At 53.7% G+C, this 19,623-nt stretch carries 23 protein-coding genes; 10 read left to right on the forward strand and 13 right to left on the reverse strand.

Features of this window, described 5'->3' with window-relative positions:
- Nucleotides 1-13: 13 nt before the first annotated feature.
- Nucleotides 14-1,147, reverse strand: coding sequence for an MFS transporter (locus tag IR195_RS14625; RefSeq protein ID WP_206047930.1), 1,134 nt, complete (start codon nt 1,145-1,147; stop codon nt 14-16).
- Between the two features lie 144 nt (nt 1,148-1,291).
- On the opposite strand from IR195_RS14625, the gene IR195_RS14630 reads away from it, so the two are divergent.
- Nucleotides 1,292-2,194, forward strand: coding sequence for a LysR family transcriptional regulator (locus tag IR195_RS14630; RefSeq protein WP_206047931.1), 903 nt, complete (start codon nt 1,292-1,294; stop codon nt 2,192-2,194).
- A gap of 100 nt (nt 2,195-2,294) precedes the next feature.
- Here the strand turns inward: IR195_RS14630 and IR195_RS14635 are convergent, their stop codons facing one another.
- Nucleotides 2,295-3,191 carry a dihydrodipicolinate synthase family protein gene (locus IR195_RS14635; protein ID WP_206047932.1) on the reverse strand — a complete coding sequence of 299 codons (897 nt, stop codon included), beginning with the start codon at nt 3,189-3,191 and terminating at the stop codon, nt 2,295-2,297.
- A gap of 162 nt (nt 3,192-3,353) precedes the next feature.
- On the opposite strand from IR195_RS14635, the gene IR195_RS14640 reads away from it, so the two are divergent.
- Complete coding sequence (locus IR195_RS14640; RefSeq protein WP_206047933.1) at nt 3,354-4,184, forward strand: helix-turn-helix transcriptional regulator; 831 nt, start codon at nt 3,354-3,356, stop codon at nt 4,182-4,184.
- A 42-nt stretch (nt 4,185-4,226) separates the two neighbouring features.
- Nucleotides 4,227-4,859 carry a LysE family translocator gene (locus IR195_RS14645; protein ID WP_206047934.1) on the forward strand — a complete coding sequence of 211 codons (633 nt, stop codon included), beginning with the start codon at nt 4,227-4,229 and terminating at the stop codon, nt 4,857-4,859.
- Nucleotides 4,860-4,910: 51 nt separating this feature from the next.
- On the opposite strand, the gene IR195_RS14650 is transcribed toward IR195_RS14645, so the two are convergent.
- The 4 genes from IR195_RS14650 to IR195_RS14665 form a co-directional block, all read right to left on the reverse strand.
- Nucleotides 4,911-5,147, reverse strand: coding sequence for a helix-hairpin-helix domain-containing protein (locus IR195_RS14650; RefSeq protein ID WP_125750356.1), 237 nt, complete (start codon nt 5,145-5,147; stop codon nt 4,911-4,913).
- A 106-nt stretch (nt 5,148-5,253) separates the two neighbouring features.
- Entirely contained in the window at nt 5,254-5,613 is a 360-nt protein-coding gene (locus tag IR195_RS14655) for a VOC family protein (protein ID WP_206047935.1), read from the reverse strand.
- A 69-nt stretch (nt 5,614-5,682) separates the two neighbouring features.
- Nucleotides 5,683-6,147 (reverse strand): YpsA SLOG family protein, encoded by a 465-nt coding sequence (locus IR195_RS14660; protein ID WP_125750362.1) that lies wholly within the window; start codon nt 6,145-6,147, stop codon nt 5,683-5,685.
- Nucleotides 6,148-6,303: 156 nt separating this feature from the next.
- Entirely contained in the window at nt 6,304-7,044 is a 741-nt protein-coding gene (locus IR195_RS14665) for an ArsR/SmtB family transcription factor (protein ID WP_206047936.1), read from the reverse strand.
- Nucleotides 7,045-7,119: 75 nt separating this feature from the next.
- On the opposite strand from IR195_RS14665, the gene IR195_RS14670 reads away from it, so the two are divergent.
- Together IR195_RS14670 and IR195_RS14675 are read left to right on the forward strand one after the other, a co-directional pair.
- On the forward strand, nt 7,120-7,473 hold the full coding sequence (locus tag IR195_RS14670) for an NIPSNAP family protein (protein ID WP_206047937.1): 354 nt from the start codon (nt 7,120-7,122) through the stop codon (nt 7,471-7,473).
- A gap of 83 nt (nt 7,474-7,556) precedes the next feature.
- Nucleotides 7,557-7,904 (forward strand): antibiotic biosynthesis monooxygenase family protein, encoded by a 348-nt coding sequence (locus IR195_RS14675; RefSeq protein WP_146942065.1) that lies wholly within the window; start codon nt 7,557-7,559, stop codon nt 7,902-7,904.
- A 173-nt stretch (nt 7,905-8,077) separates the two neighbouring features.
- Here IR195_RS14675 and IR195_RS14680 read toward each other — a convergent pair whose 3' ends face one another.
- The 3 genes from IR195_RS14680 to trpB form a co-directional block, all read right to left on the reverse strand.
- On the reverse strand, nt 8,078-8,698 hold the full coding sequence (locus tag IR195_RS14680; protein WP_206047938.1) for a LysE family translocator: 621 nt from the start codon (nt 8,696-8,698) through the stop codon (nt 8,078-8,080).
- Nucleotides 8,699-8,855: 157 nt separating this feature from the next.
- Nucleotides 8,856-9,695, reverse strand: coding sequence for a tryptophan synthase subunit alpha (gene trpA, locus IR195_RS14685; RefSeq protein ID WP_206047939.1), 840 nt, complete (start codon nt 9,693-9,695; stop codon nt 8,856-8,858).
- 20 nt (nt 9,696-9,715) lie between these two features.
- Complete coding sequence (trpB, locus tag IR195_RS14690; RefSeq protein WP_206047940.1) at nt 9,716-10,921, reverse strand: tryptophan synthase subunit beta; 1,206 nt, start codon at nt 10,919-10,921, stop codon at nt 9,716-9,718.
- A 138-nt stretch (nt 10,922-11,059) separates the two neighbouring features.
- Between trpB and IR195_RS14695 the strand changes: the two genes are divergently transcribed.
- The gene (locus IR195_RS14695; protein WP_206047941.1) at nt 11,060-11,953 is read left to right on the forward strand and encodes a LysR family transcriptional regulator; all 894 of its coding nucleotides are present in this window, start codon (nt 11,060-11,062) and stop codon (nt 11,951-11,953) included.
- Between the two features lie 150 nt (nt 11,954-12,103).
- Here IR195_RS14695 and IR195_RS14700 read toward each other — a convergent pair whose 3' ends face one another.
- Complete coding sequence (locus tag IR195_RS14700) at nt 12,104-12,706, reverse strand: glutathione S-transferase N-terminal domain-containing protein (protein WP_206047942.1); 603 nt, start codon at nt 12,704-12,706, stop codon at nt 12,104-12,106.
- A complete protein-coding gene (locus tag IR195_RS14705; protein WP_206047943.1) occupies nt 12,706-13,923 on the reverse strand; it encodes a YbfB/YjiJ family MFS transporter in 1,218 nt (405 codons plus the stop codon). The genes IR195_RS14700 and IR195_RS14705 overlap by 1 nt, the downstream gene beginning before the upstream one ends.
- Before the next feature lie 182 nt (nt 13,924-14,105).
- Here IR195_RS14705 and IR195_RS14710 point away from each other — a divergent pair, with 182 nt between their 5' ends.
- Nucleotides 14,106-14,975: a LysR family transcriptional regulator gene (locus IR195_RS14710; protein ID WP_120386560.1), complete on the forward strand. Its 870-nt coding sequence runs from the start codon at nt 14,106-14,108 to the stop codon at nt 14,973-14,975.
- 5 nt (nt 14,976-14,980) lie between these two features.
- Here IR195_RS14710 and IR195_RS14715 read toward each other — a convergent pair whose 3' ends face one another.
- Nucleotides 14,981-15,580 (reverse strand): class I SAM-dependent methyltransferase, encoded by a 600-nt coding sequence (locus IR195_RS14715; RefSeq protein ID WP_206049804.1) that lies wholly within the window; start codon nt 15,578-15,580, stop codon nt 14,981-14,983.
- Between the two features lie 38 nt (nt 15,581-15,618).
- Nucleotides 15,619-16,530, reverse strand: coding sequence for a LysR family transcriptional regulator (locus tag IR195_RS14720; protein ID WP_206047944.1), 912 nt, complete (start codon nt 16,528-16,530; stop codon nt 15,619-15,621).
- Between the two features lie 136 nt (nt 16,531-16,666).
- Between IR195_RS14720 and IR195_RS14725 the strand changes: the two genes are divergently transcribed.
- Genes IR195_RS14725 through IR195_RS14735 form a run of 3 tightly spaced genes read left to right on the forward strand, consistent with a single transcriptional unit; the run spans nt 16,667 to nt 19,601 of the window.
- On the forward strand, nt 16,667-17,860 hold the full coding sequence (locus tag IR195_RS14725; RefSeq protein ID WP_206047945.1) for a M20 aminoacylase family protein: 1,194 nt from the start codon (nt 16,667-16,669) through the stop codon (nt 17,858-17,860).
- A 48-nt stretch (nt 17,861-17,908) separates the two neighbouring features.
- Nucleotides 17,909-18,133: a DUF3311 domain-containing protein gene (locus IR195_RS14730; RefSeq protein WP_054641024.1), complete on the forward strand. Its 225-nt coding sequence runs from the start codon at nt 17,909-17,911 to the stop codon at nt 18,131-18,133.
- Nucleotides 18,126-19,601 (forward strand): sodium:solute symporter family protein, encoded by a 1,476-nt coding sequence (locus IR195_RS14735; protein WP_062363614.1) that lies wholly within the window; start codon nt 18,126-18,128, stop codon nt 19,599-19,601. The genes IR195_RS14730 and IR195_RS14735 overlap by 8 nt, the downstream gene beginning before the upstream one ends.
- The last annotated feature ends 22 nt before the right edge of the window (nt 19,602-19,623 follow it).

Here is a 19,623-nt window from a genome sequence, read left to right on the forward strand (position 1 = left end):
GGAAGATTTTCGCTCAGCGCTTTTTAGCGCAATGCCGGGTGCCGATGACTAGGCAAAAGATAACTGCCTGGGCTATCGCTATACAGACAATTACTCCTTTCCATGCCCATATCGCAAAGGCATACGCCGCAAGGCTTGCGCCCATTGCACCGCCTAAATAGTAGCAAGAGAGGTAGATGCCAGCGGCAACACCGGCGGGTACGCAGCGTGTACTACTTAATAACTGGGTCGTCACTGTTTGGAACAGATAGGTTCCTATGGCAAACAGCGCCACGCTCAGCATGATAGGCAGACGTGTTGTGCTAATCAGCCACAGCGCTGCCCAGATTAACGCTATTAGTGCTATGGCAATCGCCACTTCACTTAGGTAGCGCCGCAGTATGCTGGCAGTAAGCACGCAGAAAAGTGCCGGCAAACACGCTAGATAGATCGTGCCGATCTGCTGTGAATTCCAATGATAAGGGTCTTGGGCAAGCCATAGACCCAGCGCCGTAAACACCGCACTTTGCGTGAAGAGCAGTGCAAAACCCGTAAGATAGGCAGTGAGCAGCGTACTATCAGTCAACGCGCGCCTTGTATATGCCACCGACGTTTGATGCCGTTCCGTACGCTGCATTGGTTCAGCGCCCGTCGCTTTCGCAAGACGGTAAACCGCCACCGCCGATAGCATCATTAGACATGCAGAGCTTAAGAAGCCCAGCTCCCAGCCCATGGCATCAACTGACCAAGCAGGATAAAACCGGCTGAGTGTGCTGCCAACAATAGTGCCGGTCACGTACAGCGGCACAAAGCTGCTTGGTCGTTGAGAGACCAAATTCATCGTTGCGGTTAATAGAAAGGGAATCACAATGCCCTGGCCTAGCCGCAGTACAAAAAGCACATCTTGGCTAGTCGTCAATGCCATTGAAGCGTTAATCGCCGCCAATGCGATAAAGCCAACGACTAATAAGTACAAGGGATTGGCGTGTCTTGTTACAGCGCCGGTTAGTGGCGCGGTGATCATCATTCCTAGCAGCGACGCCATCGTTAACCAGCCAGCGCCAGTGGCCGTTGTTCCGAAGCGCTCGACTAACGCTGGAAACAGCGCCTGAAGCTGGTACAAATTAAAAAAAGCGCCGAGCGATCCAATGATTAAGGCCGTACGCATGGCTTATTCCTGTTTAGACAGGCATTACCATACGTACGCTAAAGGCTCGAATGAAGGTCGGATTCGGTATCGCAGTGATAGCTGTTTCAACAGAGTGCAGCATCATAAAGTGGGATATGTTGTGGTCATCGGAGGAGCGACGGGATGGTCGAACTGAAACAAATTAAGCACTTTGTTGCCGTTGCTGAGGAGCTTAACTTCCGGCGCGCTGCCGAGCGATTGCATATTACCCAGCCGCCGCTGAGCCAGAGCATTAAATCATTAGAAGAAACCGTGGGTGTGAAGCTGTTTGAGCGCAATACCCGAGGCGTTCAGCTCACCAAAGCAGGCGAAGCCTTTCTTGGTGAAAGCTTGGAGATACTCAGTGCTGCACAACGAAGCATCAGTATTGCTAGGCAGGCAGCCCAAGGCGAAGTCGGCACGCTGCGCCTTGGTTACTCGGCCAGCGCGATTTTCTCCAACCCCCTCACCTCTGCCCTGGCTAAACTGCTCACCAAGCGCCCGCTGATCGAACTGCAGCTGTGCGCAGGCAATGCCCTCTTACATATCGCATCGCTGAAAGCGGGTAAGCTTGACGCTGCGGTACTACGAGCCGACCTGGACGAGAACGCTCTAGCGGGTTTATCGGTTTCCAGGCTGGGAGATGAACCGCTGCTCGTGTTACTCCCCCCGGGCCATCGGCTGCAGGCAAAGCCTTCCATCGATTTTAGCGAAATAGCCAGCGAGCGGCTTTTATTACAACCCGCCACGCAAAGAACATTTCTGAGGCGCCAACTGGAGACATTGGCCGATAAAGCAGGCGTTTCTTTCAGCCATGTTGTGAAAGTGCCCGATATTGGCAGTATGCTGTGCTTCGTTAGCGCCGGTATTGGCATTACCATCCTGCCCGCCAGCGCCGCATCGATGGCCCACGGTTTGATAGCCATACCGCTTGCCGACGAGGGCTCTTCCCCGCCGTTACTGTTAGCCTACAAGAAAGGCAACCCTCTGAGTGAGCAGCTTAGGGATCTCGTTGAAGCTGAGATGGCGGCTGAGCTTAAGGGTTGACTTACTTGATGCGTTTCGTGAGATGTTTGACGATGAGCACGAGAACTTATGCAACGGCGTTGCAGCACTTATTAACGCGTTAGTTTAGTTACTCGCTTAGTCACTCACTTAGTTGCATAGCGTCAATCGCCGCCGCCACCCTTTTCCGCGCATCGCCTTGCAGCGTTTGTAGCGGCTGGGGCAAACAGGGTTGGCTTACTGTTCCGGTAAGTTCTGCAATAGTAGCAACTACCCGCAGGCTGCCGCCGAAGTCGCGGTAGAGCGCCCATAACGGCTCAAGCGCAGCGGAAAGCGCGTTGGCGTCTTTTGCGTCTCCCGCTTGGGCGGCACGGGTTAGCGCCAGCGCAGTTTCAGGGTATAGCCCACCAATCACCGAGTACCAAGCATCGCAGCCAGCCAGCATGCCCGTGGCGGCCGCTGGGTCACCGCTAATGCCGATGGTTACGTCGCTGGGAATTAACCCCCGCAGCCGTGCCACGCGCTGCTGTGCGGCCGCCATGTCATTCTGCACCGGAGGAATTTTAATCGAGCGAACCTGGGGCAGTTGGGCGATGCGCCCATGCAGTTCATCACTGAACTCAAAGTGCGTAGTGCCTGGGTTGTCATAGACACATAGCGGCACACTCAGAGAACGACAAACCGTCTCGAAAAGGCCAAATACCTCATCCTCGGTCAGCTTTTGATAAGACACGGGCGCCAACAGCACGCCACTAGCGCCTGCTTGCTGGGCGCTTTCGGCATTGGCCAGTACATCACGGGTGCGGAGCGAACCTATGCCTGCCACTACCGGCACGCCGGCAGCATGCTCAACGCACAATTTGGCTACGCGGGCGCGCTCTTCAGCGCTTAAATAAGCGTAGCTGCCCGTCGACCCCAGCACGCCGATAGAATCCACCTTCGCCTCCACCAAGCGTTCCACTAAACGAGTAAACTCATGCTCATGTATGCCCTGCTCATTCATAGGGGTTAGCGGAAAAGCGCTCAAACCAGTGAACATGGTGAATGATCCTTTTACGATGACAGATAGGAGGCTATTAACATACGTGATGCTGCATGCTGAGGCTAGCGAGTCGCTCAAGGCTAGTTAGCAATTATGTACAAGCATTTGATACCCAGGAGCGCATAAGCTAGGTGGTGTGATTTATCAGGAGGGTTTGGCATGGCGAATACCAGCCGGTTTCAATTCATCAAAAGTCAGCATGTGCCAACACTAACGGTGCTTCAGGCGGCAATTGAGGATTTCAGCTATGACCGTCATGCCCACGAGGAGTTTGCCTTCGGCGTAACGTTGGCCGGGCGTCAGGATTTTTTTAGCGGCGGGCAGTTCCACAAGAGCCCGCCGGGCAATGTTATTCTGTTCAACCCTGAGGAGGTTCACGATGGCCAACCAGGCGGTGAGCATGCACTGGACTACCTGATGGTTTATGCCCATCCTGAACAGCTCAAGCCGCTGTTCGCTGATGCGCTTGGGCGCGAACATGCCACGGATTTTCGTTCCAACCAAACGCTGATTCAGGATGTTCAACTGCGCCACGCCATTTTGGAACTGGCGCGCTTGGTTACTTCCCAAGCAGGTAGCTGTATTGATCAGGAAAATGCGCTTTATCGGGTTATCGAGAGAACCGTTCAGCTCGGCGGCATTTCACAACCCAACCCGATAACAAGTCGACCCGATGCCCTGCTAGGTCTGGCTAAGGAGTATATTCACGCCCACTTGGAAAGCGATATGTCGCTGGATGATATTTGCCAGGCAGCGCATTTATCCAAGTACCATTTCCTGCGCCTGTTTCGCCAGCATTACGGCATTACCCCCCATCAGTACGTGATTAATTGCCGAATCAATGCGGCGCGCACTGCACTAGACGCTGGTGCCCCACTGAACGAAGTGGCACTTCGCTTTGGCTTTGCTGATCTTAGCCATTTTAATCGGCGCTTTAAGCGCATTTATGGCATGACTCCCCACCAATACCAACGCGATATCGCGCGTTAACTGCCAATTTTAGAACCGCCATTAAACAAACGAGGCTTCACCATGCTAGGAATCGTCGCCTATGCCCTGGGCGCTATGTATACGCCTGGGCCTGTAAATCTGCTGGGCTTAAATGTTGGCATTAACGGCCAAGCCCAAAAATCGCTAGGTTTTTGTCTCGGGGTAGGCACAGCAATGTTAATTTACTTATTACTACTAGGCTGGGCTGGCGCCGCGTGGATCGACGATGAGGCATTGATCATCGTGAGTGCGCTGGGGTGTAGCTATATTGTTTATCTCGCAATAAAAATTGCCCGCTCAAGCGCTGATTTAAGTAGCAACTTAAACAGCCAGTTAAACAACCATGACCACTCGCCACATCTACTGCGTTTTCGCCATGGGCTGGTAATGCAGCTGCTTAACCCAAAAGCCATTATTGCCACGCTACCGATTGCCACACTGCAATTTCCCGCGGCGGGTATTGAGGGGCTTAGCTTGGTGATTTGGGCATTCGGGCTGGCAATATTAGCTGCTGGCGCACCCGGCAGTTATGTCTTGATAGGCAGTTTGGTTGGCCAGCGTATCCAAAGCGCAGGGATCATTAAGGGTTTCAACTGGGTAATGGCGGGGCTGCTGGTCGCCGTAGCGATATCGATTGGCTATGAGCATGTTTGGCTGGCGCTAAATGCTAGCTAGCCTGATGACACGATAGGCTAGCCATGGATTGCTCGCTACATTTGCGCTGTGTTACAGGCCTTCTTGCGCCCTGGCAATAGCAGCAGCAATGGCCGCCTTTGCCTGTGGGCTATTTTTCCAACAGGTTGTGTGCAGCATGGCGGCCACCATTTCTGCTATCTCATCCACTTGGCGAGCGGCCAGCTCAGCAAATGAACCGATACCAATCTCTTCAAAACGCTTGAGGACGGTAGGACCAACGCCTTTGACACTCAGCAGAGCATCTCTTTCTGCATCAGAAAAGGCCACTCATGTACTCCTTTTTCACAATTTCTTCTTTAACAAGCTCTTCTTTAACAAGCTCGATGGGGTTAAAAAATCGTTGGGGTTAAAAGGCCTTTGGGGCGTTAGCGTTTTAAGTGCGTGCTTCTGACCAAACCGCAAACTCATTGCCACTGGGTTCTAGGAAGTGAAAGCGAAAACCGCCCGGGAATTCGAAAATAGGCTGAATAACGTCACCGCCGCTTTGCTCTACTTTATCGAGCGTTGCGTTAATATCCGCGCTATAGAAAACCAGCAATGCGCCGCCGTTAGCCGTTCGGCTGCAGGTATCTGAGTGATAAAAGCCGCCATCTAACCCTTGATTGGAAAACGCTGTGTATTCAGGGCCATAGTCGACGAAATCCCAGCCGAACACCGTCGAGAAAAACGTTTTTGTCGCCACTAAGTCTTTGGCTGCAAACTCGACATAATTAAGCTTTTCATGCAGGTGCATAAGTTGTCCCTTTACGTTGCCGAATTCAGATTATGAGCACGTTTAATTGCCACCCAGTAACAGCTTAGCCTATCGTGACTGCTTAATAACCAGTTCAATCGCTTGCTTAACGTACGCGTACATTACCGGACAAGTGCTGGCGCGGGAGCCTGCAACATTAAGTGTCGTGATATGGCGGTCGTGTACAAAATCGGCCAGCAACATCGCCGCGTGCAGCGGGTCTATCAGCTCAATATCAATCAGCTTGTAGGGCTTTGACTGCTGAATACAGAACAGAGCCGTAGCTTCTGTTCCCCCTTGAAGATAAGACGCATAGAAGATAGCGGTGCCATCGGCATCTTGTACATTTTTCTTGGTACGTTGACGATATCCCCCGCCAATTTCTTCAAGGCTATAGACGCTGCTAATCGGTCCGTCTTCAGCCATTCGGCCAACGGGACAACATCCACCGATAGAAAAGTCCAGTGCTAATGCGGCATCCAGTGCCGCTCGATCAGCGCCGGTTTGGCCGCCGCTTATAATTTTGGAAAGCATAAATTAGCCACGTGTCTTTAATTGAGCGGCAAACGGATTGCCACGCGGTGTGAAAAAGTAAAGACGAAATCCGTATGGTTGCCGCCTTCGGTCAGCAGTCATTAGCGCTGATAATGCCTGCGCTAGTAGGTAGCTACAAGCACTGAAAAATGAACATTATTTACAAACCAGCGAGCAGGATTCTAATGGTGAGGTGTCGGGAGTAGGTGTCATATTGTTCACTGCGAACATTGCCCGCAGCGACGCTTCCCCTTTGGCGCTGAAAACGATAACGCGAGAGTCTTCCTGCCGTTTAGCCCAGCCAAGCGCCTGAATTCGCGCAAGCAGTGCCGCCCCGAGCGCGCCGGCAAGATGATTCCTACGCTCGCTCCAATCCAAACACGCTCGACAGAATGACCGCTTCGAAGAAGCCAGCGCGTCTGCATCGATGCCATGTTTCTGGAACCACAGCCGACCCTGGTTAGTCAGCTGTAGTCCGCCTGGAAGCTGCTGAAGGATACCTGTCTCGAGCATCTGCTCGTACACAAAAACCCCCATTTCCCCTGCAAGGTGGTCGTAGCAAACCCGAGCCTTGCGCAGCGCGGGGTCGCGCGGGCCGATGGACAAATGCTTATCGTCGCCTCGGAAAGCGAGACCCATCAGCGACTCCAAAAGCTCAGCCACATGTGGCCCCGCCAGCCTAAAATAGCGGTGGCGCCCCTGCTTTTCGACCGCGAGTAAACCTTCCTCTCGCAGCTTTCCGAGGTGGAAGCTCATGGTTTGCTTAGTCACACCGGCCATATCTGCCAGTTCAGTCGCCGTTAGCGCGCGATCAGACATTAAGGCACAGAGCGCTTCCGCCCGAGCGTTATCTCCGATCAGTGCGGCAACGCGCACAATGTTAGGGGCTTCATTCATGGTTCGATCTTAGTCGAACCATTGGGGTGCGGCAATTAGGTATCGTCTCCGTTGCCTTTCAACGGAGCTAATCAGATGAGCATTACCTGCATCATTCGCTACGAGATCGACCCTTTCCAGCGCGACGCTTTCAAGCAATACGCCGAAAACTGGGGAAAAATCATCCCCTGGTGTGGCGGCCATCTTATTGGCTACTTCCTGCCTTTAGAGGGCACCAACAATATCGCCTGGGGCCTCATTGCCTTCGATAGCCTGGCTTCCTATGAGGCCTATCGCGCTCGACTGAGATCTGACGAGGGAGGTCACGCGAACTTTACCATGGCCCAAGAGCAGCGGTTTATCCTCAAAGAGGAGCGCAGCTTTGTCGAGGTGGTAGACGGCACCTTAGGCATTGAGGCTGTCGATGTAATGAACATATCGACGCTGTGACTATAAAGAAGCTGAGAATAAAAGAACTTAAGAATATAAAGAGCTTAAGAATATAAAGAATTTATGAATATAAGGAATTGGCCATGATCGCTGTGATATTCGAAGTGCTTCCGCATACTGACCGTTATCAAGACTACTTGGATACTGCCAGCGCACTGCGCCAAGATTTGCAAACTATTGACGGCTTTCTATCGATTGAGCGCTTCGAGAGCCTGACGCAGCCCGGTAAAGTGCTTTCGCTGTCTTTTTGGCGGGATGAAGAGGCCGTGAAGCAGTGGCGTTCGCTTGAATCTCACCGAGCGGCCCAAAAAGCTGGTCGACAGGAAATCTTTGCCGACTACCGGCTACGTGTCGCTTCCGTCATCCGAGACTATGGAATGAATGAGCGCCACGAGGCACCTGAAGATTCGCGCCGCACCCACCACTCGTAGAACGATTGAGGTCGGCGGGCAACCCAATATGCGCCACACCGACCTCAAAATATTTAGCCAACTGACTGGATGCCAGCGAAGATGCGAAAGGTGATCTCGCCCGTTTTCATTCACGCCTCATAGCAGTCAGCAGAGGAATCTAGCGTATTTAAACAGCGAGTCTTAACGCTTACTCAGCCTTTTTTAGACAGCAATAGCCCTACTCCGGCACTGGCTAATAGAGTTGCGCAACCGCGGTTAAATAAGCGCCGCATAGCGGGGCGTGAAAACCACTGGCTCAAAAAGCTACCTGCATAGGCGTAACCAGCAATCGCTACCCATTCCAATAGTAAAAACAGCACACCTAGCACCAAAAACTGCAGACCGACATTGCCGCTAGGTTCCACGAACTGCGGTAGGAAAGCGGTAAAAATCAGAATGGCTTTGGGGTTACCAGCAGCAAGCAAGAACTCTTGTCGCGCCAGCTCAACTAAGCTCATATGCTGGATTTCAGCGCTATCACTTGCGGCAGTATCGGCGCCCCATAGTTGATATGCCAGCCATAACAGGTAGAGACCACCGACAACCTTAATGACGAGGAAGATCTTTTCAGAAGTGTAAAGCAGCGTCGCCAAGCCAGTCGCTGCCAACGTAATCATGCCGACAAATGCTATTAGCCGCCCAATACCCGCTAAACAAGCTGTCCGAACGCCATAGCGTTTCGCATTGGTTAATGAAATTAGATTATTGGGGCCAGGCGCCATATTAAGGGCAAAGCAGGCAGGGATAAAAAGCAGCAGTGTTGTCAGGTTCATAAAAGCCCGTTCCTATTAGCTCGCGTGAGTTTCCACTCATTATTTCACCATCGAACCAGCTAGATTAACCTTTAATTAGGATTTTGCTCAACGTTAAAAAAAGAGCAGGCGCGCTGGCCTGCCCTCTTAATGTTTCGTTCTTTTTACGCTGTTTGTATCAACAAACTTGTGACTCACTCACCTTCCTGCACACCCTGACGCTTTCTGCCAGCTCACTGACTAAGCCATGCACTCGCTCAACGGCGTCATCAGCCGTGCTGGCATGTTCGATGCAGTCAACAAGCGCGGAGCCGACCACCACCGCATCGCTAAACCGTCCAATGGTAGCGGCTTGTTCGGCGGTGCGAATGCCAAAGCCAACGGCAATGGGTAGCTCGGTGTATTCGCGGAGCTGAGTGACCGACGCCTCTAACCGTTCTGGTGTTGGCGCACTACCGCCAGTAACCCCCGCCACCGATACGTAGTAGATAAACCCAGAGGTGTTGCTGAGTACTTTGGGCAACCGTTTGGCATCGGTAGTCGGGGTGGCCAGGCGGATAAAATCAATGCCGTGCTGAGCTGCTGGCTGGCAGAGCTCTTCATCATGTTCGGGGGGTAAATCCACCACAATCAGGCCATCGACCCCAGCGCTGGCGGCCTCCGTTAGAAAGCGCTCAACGCCATAGCAGTAAATCGGGTTGTAGTAGCCCATCAGCACGATCGGCGTGGTGCTATTTTGCTCGCGGAAACGGCGCACCATGTCCAAGGTTTTAACCTGGGTTTGGCCACCTTCAAGGGCACGCAGCGCGGCTTTTTGAATCGCGGGACCATCGGCCATAGGGTCACTGAACGGCATGCCAAGTTCGATGATATCCACCCCAGCATCTGGCAACCCATGCAGCAGACGACGTGAAGTCTCGGCATCTGGATCACCTGCAGTGAGGTAGCTAACCAGCGCTGGGCGATTCTGCTGCTTGAGCGCGGCAAAGCAGTCTTTAAGACGAGTGGGGGTATTCATAACAGTCTCCTGGTTCGCACTCATTGGAATTTCTCACCTAGATGATGGGCGACGCTCATCATGTCTTTGTCGCCACGACCGCTAAGATTGACCACCATTAGGTGCTCACGAGGAAGCTGGGGCGCACGCTTAGCCACTTCCGCCAAGGCGTGGGCAGTTTCCAGGGCAGGAATAATGCCTTCCTGACGGCAGCAGATCTGGAAGGCTTCCAACGCTTCATCGTCAGTGGCGGAAACATACTCAACCCGTCCCTGCTCGTGGAGCCATGCGTGTTCTGGGCCGATACCAGGGTAATCCAGCCCCGCTGATATTGAGTGGGCGTCGATAATCTGGCCATCTTCATTTTGCAGCAGATAAGTGCGGTTACCATGCAGTACGCCAGGCGTCCCGCCGTTCAAGCTGGCGGCATGCAGGCCGCTTTTAACACCTTTGCCGCCCGCCTCTACGCCAATCATTTGCACATCTGGGTCGTTTAAGAACGGATGGAACAGCCCCATAGCGTTTGAGCCGCCACCAATACAGGCCACCAGCGAATCCGGCAAACGTCCCTGCTTTTCGAGCATTTGGCTGCGGGTTTCATGGCCAATCACCGCTTGGAAGTCGCGCACCATTTCAGGGTACGGGTGCGGCCCAGCCACGGTTCCAATAATGTAGAAGGTATCATCTACGTTGGTCACCCAGTCGCGCAGCGCTTCGTTCATGGCATCTTTGAGTGTGCCGGTGCCGGAGGTAACGGGAATCACCTCAGCCCCCAGTAGCTTCATGCGGAACACATTGGGCTGCTGTCGCTCAATGTCGGTTGAGCCCATATAGATGACACAGGGCAGACCAAAACGCGCTGCTACCGTGGCGGTGGCCACGCCGTGCATTCCGGCGCCGGTTTCAGCAATGATGCGCTTTTTGCCCATCTGCTTGGCTAGCAGTACCTGGCCAATGCAGTTGTTAATCTTGTGCGCGCCGGTGTGGTTAAGCTCTTCGCGCTTGAGGTAAATACTCGCCCCACCGAAGTATTCGGTCAGTCGTTCAGCGAAATAAAGCGGGCTTGGGCGCCCCACGTAATCCCCTTGAAAGTAGGCTAACTGGCGCTGGAATTCGGGGTCATTTTTAGCGGCAGCGTATTCTTCTTGCAGCTCTAAAATGAGCGGCATGAGTGTTTCAGCGACAAAGCGGCCGCCGAAACTGCCAAACAGTCCATTGGCATCGGGCAGGTTCACGAATTGGTTCATCACGACCTCTGAGTACAAGGTGAAAATTAGGATTGGATTGAAGGTAGCGCAGGCAGGCGAGGATAAAAATCGATAAGATGTCACCAATAGGTGAGTTTTAATCAACTATTACAGCAGAACATCATAATGGGATAAGCAATGCAGAACAGCATGCCGCCGCTTAGCGCCCTGCGCGCCTTTGAAGCCACTGCCCGATTGGGTAGCGTGACCGCTGCCGCCGATGAGCTAAGCGTTACCCACGGCGCGGTTAGCCGCCAGCTTAAAAGCCTGGATGAGCACTTTGGTGTAGCACTATTCGCAAAAGCAGGCCGTGGGCTGGTGCTGACTCACCATGGTGAGCAACTGCAAAGCGGCGTGGGCGAGGCATTTAGCAAACTGCGCAATAGTTGCGCAGCACTCAAGCGTGACGTGGAAGAAGCGCCCTTTACTCTGGCCTGCCCCGGCAGCCTGCTAGCGCGCTGGCTAATTCCCCGCCTGGATCGCCTGAACCAAGAGCTGCCGCAACTGAAGCTAAAAGTCGTGGTAAGTGACAGCGAACTGCCCGCTCAACAGGTAGATACCAGCGCTACCCTGGCGTTTATTGAACCGCCCTGGCCCGCGGATGTGGAGGTTATCGAGCTACTTCCCGAGCAGATTTGCCCAGTAGCAAGCCCACTACTAGCCGCGCACATTGACCCAGCCAAACCAGAATCGTTATTTGCCAACAAGCTGTTAGTGACCGCTTCACGTCCCCAGGCGTGGCCGCAGTGGGCGAGCGCCAAAGGGCTGGAGCAGCGTGCATTGGAAGATGCCCTTCAACAGGGCCAAGGGTTTGCCCATCTTTATTATCTGATTGAAGCAGCAGTAGCGGGCTTGGGCGTCGCAATAGCGCCCAAGCTACTGGTGGAAGACGATTTACGCAGCGGGCGGCTGGTGGCTCCCTGGGGGAGTATCGAAACACCCGCCCGTCTCTGCCTATGGTTGCCGGAACAAACCAGCAGCCGCCGCAGCGAACCACTGGCAAAGTGGCTTAAGCAGGCACTCAGCGAGTGATCCCCAGCCTTACCGGGAGGCTCCGTCTCCATTCGCGGATGCCTCATTTACTCGCCCCTCGCAAGATTCGTTAACCCGCGCAACATAATCCAAACTATTGAATTTTATTATGTTGTAGCGCGGTGTAAGCGTCACCGCACCCGCGGGAGGCTACACAAATGCCGTCTGCTGAAAACTATCTCTGGCAATTACTGCGGCATGCCACGCTTTGAGCTGTGGGTACGCTTCCTTCCAGTGCACTTCTGGCAACCTGAAAGACACGTACTCTAGTGCAACAGCGCAGGCGATTTCACCAAGCGTCATCGATGGCGCCAGCTGACTTTCGTGGAGTTCACTGTTCAGTTGTTCGGTTATTCGCTGCATGGCTCGCTGGCGCCTTCGCCCAAGCTCACTGTGATCAATCTCAGCGCCATAATGTTTTCTGGCGATAACGGTTGTAAACGCAACATCCATAAGATTCTGACCAAGCCCCGCCAGATGCAGCACATTCGCTAATCGGGCTTGGGGAATCATAGGCGAGTGAGAGCTGATGCTATCAAGATAAACAGCAATCAGCATCGACTCGCTAAGTGTTGTGCCTTCGTCTGTCACTAGCGCAGGAATTCGCCCGGCGGGATTAGCTTCTAGCAGCGCTTGGTCGTCTGCCCAAGGGTCGCACCAGCGCAATGTAACGTCATCCACCAGATCCTTCTCAAGTAAGATGATCCGCGCTAGGCGCGCATAGGGTGAGGTTGCGTTGAGAAAAAGCTGCATTATGGCCTCCGGTTTTTAGTAGCGAGAGGAACAGTAGAGAGGGAAACGTGACGTTGCTGGCATCGGCTCAGCAGCACTAGTACAAAGCCGCCTACCAATACCAGGCTGCTAATCGCAAATAGCGGTGAATAAGTGCCCCAAACTACATAGAGCGCCGACATCGCGTAGCCAGAAAACGCTTGAGCCGCAGCGAAAGCAGCAGTCGCTTGCCCCCAGAGCTTTTTGTGGGCAGCGGGGCCGACCAATTCGGCCAGTCGCCCAGACGTCAGCGCAACAATACCTGGGATCATCGCGCCCACCACGAACGAGGAAACTGACTGACTAAGCAGTGCAAGTGAAAATACGGGCAGGGCCACAGCGGCAGCCTTGGCTAAAAAAGCGAGGGTTAAACCATGGTGCCAACCCACTTTTCTCGCCAACGTTCCTACCACCAGTGGCCCGCACACAGCGCCCAAGCCGAAAATACCCCACTGTAGAGAAGCCGCTTGATGTCCTAAGGCATTTTCTCTGGCGAGATAATCCACCCAAAATACGGTATGCGGAACAAACCCGACGGCGTCCAGGGCATAGGCCCCGATCACCAGTAGCACAGCGGCATTTATTCCGGCATACCCGCTCTGACTTGTTGACTTTTCCTGACTGGCCAACGGTGGAGAGGAGAGCTGCGTAACGCCCCAGTCACATACCAGAGCAGCGGCAATACAGAGCAGGCCCAGCGTTGCCCAGGTAACCGTTAAGCTTAACTCCAGGAGCACAGGCACCACCGATGCGGAAAGCAGCGCACCGAAGCCAATGCCAGTAAACACCAAGGCACCGACACTCGTCCGCCTTTCCGGAGGGGTGGTTGACAGAGCCAACGATGGGCCAACCACCATAAGAATGGCGCCAGCAATACCTGAGACCAATCGCCAAAAGAAAAACCAGCCAAAACTGCCCGCCCCTGCACAGAGAAAAAAGCTCAGTGCAATCGCTACGAAACTTGCCCCCATCACCGCGCGAACAGAAAAACGCTCACTTAGTGCATGAGCAGATAACGCACCAATAAAGTAGCCGAGAAGATTAGCAGCCCCTAGATAAGCCCCTTGGCTGGCACTGAACCACCCTTCTTGAATCAGTGCCGGTAATAGTGGTGTGTAGGCAAAACGTGCAATGCCTATTCCCGCCAAGGTGGCCATCACGCCAGTCATCAGAGCAGGCAAGTCTTTGCTATTGATCATGTCGTATCCTTACTAATCGCTGTGCAGCAAGATTGGCAACAAGCGCATTTACCTGTAGCTTACCCACCCCAACAATTCTTTAGAAACGATTTATAATGATAACCTCTATCTTTTTTTGAGATAGTTCTTGGGATAGCTCTTGAGATAGCCCTTGAGACAGTGGCCATTTAAGGGAGATGGGCATGCAATTTAAATCATTGCGGCTGTTTATGGCGGTGGCAGAAACCGGCAGCTTTATGGCCGCCGCAAAGCAACTGCACACGGTGCAATCTAACGTGACCACGCATATCAAAAAACTTGAGGAGGAATTAGGCGCGCAGCTGGTTCATCGCACGGGTGGCGTGCGCCTTACGTCAGCGGGGCTAGCGTTACTGGATTACGCAGAACGGTTGCTGGCAGTGCATGACGAAGCATTAATGCTGTTTCAAAGTGCAGAGAACGCAACTGGCCAGCTGCGCTTGGGGTCGATGGAAACGACTATGGCGCTGCGCCTCCCCCCGATACTGGCGGCCTATCATGCTGACTTTCCAGAGGTTGATATGACCTTGGCGACCGGCCCCACCGCCAGTTTGATCGAGAAGCTAATGGACGGCCAGGCGGATGGTGTGTTTGTGGCCGGCGCTATCGATCATCATCGCTATCATTCGCTCAAAGTCTTCAGCGAACAGCTTGTGCTGGTAAGCTCAACTCCCATGACGAGCGCACCCAGCTCGGAAGAACTACTAACCGCAACGTTTCTCGCATTTCGTCAGGGATGTAGTTACCGGCAACGTATCGAACTGCTGCTGGCATCTCAAGGAATTAATGCCGTGCGTGTTTTTGAGTTTGGCACGCTAGACGCCATGCTTGGTTGCGTAGCAGCCGGGATGGGATACACCGTGCTGCCACGTATTATCATTGAAGCGCACCAGCACCGCTTCGGCATTCACGCGATGGAACTGCCCTCCGAGATTGCCAATATCGACACCTATTTTGTTACTTCAGAACCCGCTACTTGGTCGCCCGCATTAGCCCGTTTTGTTGATACGTTACACCAGCAAGCCAGGTTATAGGCTCTTCATTCCTTCTGAGCAATCAGATACGCGTGCAGTTCAGGATGTTGGTCATACTCTAGGTGCTTGCATACTACGCCAAGTTTTAACAACAGGGATAAAAAGCCGTTAGTACCGAGCGATGAGTAGTAAACCGGTGGCCCCATGAAGCTGTCGGTGTGATCACCGGGTTCATCGGTGCCTCCGAAGGAGAAGATAAATACGCCACCTTCGCTCAGGCTATTAATAATCCTGGTTATCACAGCTTCCTGCTGAGCCAGTGGAATATGCCAGATGCTATCCCACGCAGTAATGACATCGTATTTGCCAGGCGGTTGCCACTGACAAATATCCTGGTGGTGAAAGGTCACGTCTGGATGTTTCTGTTTAGCCAGCCGCAGCATTTCAGCAGAAATATCCACCCCCTCTGGTGTAAAGCCTTCCTGCTGTAGCAGGTCAATAAAACGTCCTGTGCAACCACAGCCAATATCCAGCGCCCTGCCTCGATTCTTTACAAACGCTAGCGCTCTTTTGTGCGCGTCTACACCGTTCGTGAGATTAAATTTTTCGCTCTGCCAGAGATGAGTGATCTGATTGTATGCACGGCCAATATCGGTGGGGGACATAGGTGTTTCCATATTATTAATTTCCATCAAGATGAACGTCACGCGTCAGCGTCATCATCAGTCGCCAAAGATTCTGTTTCGGCAATTTCGATCAGCCGGCGTACCGCCGACAGCCCTGAATCCCTGCGCCATACCAGCATCAAAGGCAAAGCCAGCTTGAGATCCTCCAGGCGATGACTTACTACGCCTTCTGGTGCCCCTGCCATGGTCATGGCCGGCAAAATACTGCAGCCCATGCCAGCAGCTACCAAACACAACATAGTAGCGTTGTCAGTTCCCTCCTGAACCACATGGGGCGTGAAACCCTCTCGCTGAAAAGCGTGGATCAGCTTGTCGTGATAGACCGGGGTGGCACTACGATCAAACCAGATAAAATTTTCGTCATTGAGTTCGGCTAGGTATCGCGGCGGTTGTCGCGCTAGGCGTGAGGTGGCACTGGTAACCAATACGAGATGATCCTCATACAAGCAATGGCTACAGAGGCTGTCATCATCTTCTGGAGGGAAAAATAACATGCCAGCATCCAGCCTCCCACGGCGGATTGCATCGACCTGAGGCCCCGAAAGCACTGACTCTACTTTCAGCGTGACCTCGGGATATTGCTCGCGGAAACGGTTGAGCAAACCGATTATCTGGGGTACCCATAAATGCATCACCGTCACCCCTAGACGCAACTCACCGACTTGGCCATCGGCGATGCGCCGTGCATTGCGCTTGGCCTGTTCGAATTCGCCAAGCAAACGCCGGGTATCACGGTAGAACGATTCGCCTGCGGCGGTCAGGCGAACGCCATGCCGTGAACGAGTTAGCAATGTGGTACCGACCTCATCTTCAAGCAGCAGCAATTGACGTGACAGGGCTGGCTGAGCAAGTGGTATCCGTCGTGCTGCTGAGGAGATAGCTCCCTCCTCTACGACGGTCTGAAAATATTTTAAGCGTTTGAAGTCCATCTCATTCCCATTGAATGACCCGCCGTGGCTCTTTCCATCCAATATAAGCATGGAAAGCTAATAAAAAAACTATTTTCTCTATGCCACCGAAACAACCAAGATGAATTGGTCCATCCAACAACTATGCGAATCGACTATGACAGAACTCATCAACGCAAATTTCTTCGAGCGTCACCACGCCGAGCTGACCCAAATGCGGCACGAGCTGCACCGTCACCCAGAGCTAGGGTTTCAGGAACATGCCACGGCTAAGCGCATCGCTGAAGAACTAGAACGTCTCGGTTTGACCTTTGAAACTGGCATCGGCAAAACCGGTATCGTTGCGACTGTCACCGGTGATCAGCCCGACAATGGACGCCAGATTGGTCTACGCGCCGATATGGACGCTCTACCGATCCAAGAGCTTAGCGAGCACAACCACACATCCGAAGTGCCCGGTCGCATGCATGCCTGCGGTCATGATGGTCACACGACCCTGCTGCTTGGCGTCGCCCGCTACCTGGCTGAACACCGCGACTTCGCTGGCACCATTCACCTAGTCTTTCAGCCCGCAGAAGAAGGATTAGGTGGTGGCCGGGCAATGGTTGAAGAGGGGTTGTTCGAGCGCTTTCCTATGCAGGCCATCTACGCCCTGCACAACTGGCCTTCTCTGCCTGCTGGCCAAGTGGCCGTCCGCTCAGGTGCCATCATGGCAGCCACCGATCGGCTCGATATCCGGGTACGCGGAAAAGGGGGCCATGGAGGCGTCAACCCACACCTATCGACAGATCCTGTGCGTATGGCGGGTGCCCTGATTCAAAATCTACACTCCGTGGTCGCCCGTGATATTAATCCTCTCTCCCCCGCGGCCCTCAGCCTGTGTGGTTTGCAGGGGGGCGATATTGACGGTTTCGCCATTATTCCCGATGAAGTACGCATCAGCGGTACAGCACGAAGCCTTGATGCCGACACTCAGGATCGTATTGAGCATGCTGTTCGCCGTGTTTGTGAAGGGGTGGCCATTGCCCATGGCGGCGACATTGAGGTCGACTACCAACGCATATTCCCAGCGACGATCAATAGCGAGGCGGAAACCCGCCACGTGGAATCCTGCGTAGTGCAAACACTCGGCGAAGCTGCCCTGGTGCGCGACGTCGACCCTAGCCTTGGCGGCGAAGATTTCTCCTTCATGCTGCAGCGCTGTCCAGGAGCCTACTTCTTCCTCGGTACAGCCAAGGATGAAGCCACCGCACCATTACACAACGCTCGTTACGACTTTAACGACGACATTATTCCCACTGGTTGCCAACTACTGTTGGCCATCGGCCTCGGCGCACTCGCTGCCGCCTAAACGAGGCCTGCTCTACTACCGATAACACCACAATAATGAGGTATGCATATGAAATCCCGCCCCTCGCTTCCCCCTAGGGGATTGCTGATTTACTTCACTATCTGTGCACTGGCGATGATCTGGCCTGGCGCATTAGTGGCCAACCGCATCGAACCGATGGTGATTGGCTTGCCCTTCTTCATGTTCTGGTACGTCGCTTGGGTCTTTGTCCTATTTGTGGGACTAGTGATTGCCTATCGCCATGATGCCGCACAGGAGGTGAACGATGAGTGATTCACTGCTGATCACTACCATCACCCTAGCCTACCTGCTGATCGTTCTAGCGGTGGGCCTGCGAGCAAGGCATAACCAGAGTTCGTCTTTGGAAGGCTACGTCGCTGGTGGGCGCCACATGGGGCTACTGGTGCTGTTTTTCATTCTCGGAGCGGAGATATTCTCTGCTTTCGCCTTTCTTGGAGCCCCCGGCTGGGCCTACAGCAAAGGGGCGCCGGCACTCTATATCATCGCCTACCTGGCGCTCGCTGTGATTGTATGGTGGTTAATCGCGCCACACATTTCGCGGCTTGGCCGTCGCCATGGTTTTCTGACCCAGGCGGAGTTCCTCTCTGCCTGTTATCCAACTCGGGGGAATCTGCTGGGGCTTTTCATCGGTGTGGTCAGCGTACTGGCGATGATCCCCTACCTAACTATTCAGATCGCGGGTGCGGGACTGCTCTTCGAGGCGGCAACCTCAGGCACCATTCCGTTCTGGCTCGGCAGCTTACTGGCCTGTGGCGTGGTGGCGGCTTATGTCTATGCGAGCGGCTTACAAGGCATCGGCTGGACCAACTTGCTCCAGGGCGTGATGATGGTGGGTGTCGCGTGGTTTCTAGGCTTGGCAACGGCTGACCAGTTCTTTGGTGGAGTCGGTGAAATGTTCCGCGAACTGCAGCGCGAAGCGCCGGAATATCTAACCATGCCCGGTGCTGGCGGCATGGGCTGGGGAGCCTTCTCGACAGCCATCCTAGTAAGTGCTCTAGGTTGCGTAATGTGGCCGCACATTTTCATGAAGTTTTATAGTGCGCGCAGTGAGCGAACCCTGAAACAGGTGTTCGTACTCTATCCACTTTATAGCTACTTGCTGGTGCCATTGCTGGTTATCGGCTTCGCAGGAGTATTACTACTCGAAGATAGCCCGCTCGACTCTGCTGATCGCGTGCTGTTGACGTTAGTGGTTGAACTAGCTGACTTCCCTGCGTGGCTAATCGGTATAGCCCTCTCCGGCGCGCTGGCCGCGGCAATGTCTACGGCTGCCAACTTGGCTCATACCTCCGCCACTATTCTGGTAAGAGACGTGGGGCAGCACCTGCCCGTGCTGCGTGGTATATCTGATGACAAGGCACTCAGGCTGACTCGCTACGGTGTGGTGGTAATCTCCTTAGCAGCCTACTTGCTAGCCCTAGCCAACCCTGGCTCATTGGTTGGCTTGTTACTCGGCGCCTATGGCATCGTGGTGCAGTTGCTGCCGATGCTGCTTGGCGCACTATTCTGGCGGCGAGCATCACGCTCTGGTGCCTTTGCAGGTTTAGCAGTAGGCGCGGCCCTAACCCTATTGTTCCAGTTTGGGGTCAGTACTCCATTCGGCTGGCACGCTGGCTTCTGTGGCCTAGTCGTCAATACCGTCGTATTCATCGGCGTGAGTCTCGTGACACACAGTGCATCATCGTACTCACCGGCTCAGGCTCTCAGCTCCAAAGGCTGACGCTTGGCTTTAACGCTCTCTC

Source organism: Vreelandella venusta, from assembly GCF_015689495.1.
In the GTDB taxonomy this organism is placed as follows: domain Bacteria; phylum Pseudomonadota; class Gammaproteobacteria; order Pseudomonadales; family Halomonadaceae; genus Vreelandella; species Vreelandella venusta.